Annotated in this window: 1 protein-coding gene; it reads right to left on the minus strand. The window is 58.4% G+C overall.

Annotated elements, in window-relative coordinates:
* Positions 1-111: 111 nt before the first annotated feature.
* Positions 112-396 (minus strand): hypothetical protein, encoded by a 285-nt coding sequence (locus CSZ94_RS27455; RefSeq protein WP_102124371.1) that lies wholly within the window; start codon positions 394-396, stop codon positions 112-114.
* Positions 397-507: the final 111 nt, after the last annotated feature.

Below are 507 nucleotides of genomic sequence, written 5' to 3' on the forward strand. Positions count from 1 at the left end.
GTAACTGTACAGAGAGTGCTGGATGACGTCGGTCTTGCGCATGATGGCGGTGGGAAAGTGGGGCTGATGAAACAACGTTTACCGGCCCGTGATGGTTGACGGGCACGGCGATTAATTCAACACCCTGCTAAAGCCGGGCAAATCCTTGAGTTGATGCTTGCCGTCGGACAGGGCCGTGTCGCGGTGCACCAGCAGCACGCCGTTGGCGCGCGCCAGGTAGACATGTCCTGTCTGGCCGATCTTGTAACTGCGGATGGTGTCGGCCAGCGCATTGATGGACAGGCCCAGGCCGGCCGCGATCTGCTTGCCGCCCGCCGTCTGGCCGCGCGCATTCAGGTATAGCATCAAGTCGCTGGAGTTTTCCGCCTTGTCGATATCGAGCCAGGGCGATTGCATGAAGCATCAGGTCGGCAAGCCCAAGACCTTGGCGAGATAGTCGGCATTCCAGCCAGCTTTTAAGCGTTTGGTAGCGATGCCGGCCTTGGTTGTCTTTTCGTTTTTCAGTAA

Origin of the sequence: Janthinobacterium sp. ROICE36, assembly GCF_002869965.1 — a bacterium.
In the GTDB taxonomy this organism is placed as follows: domain Bacteria; phylum Pseudomonadota; class Gammaproteobacteria; order Burkholderiales; family Burkholderiaceae_D; genus Janthinobacterium.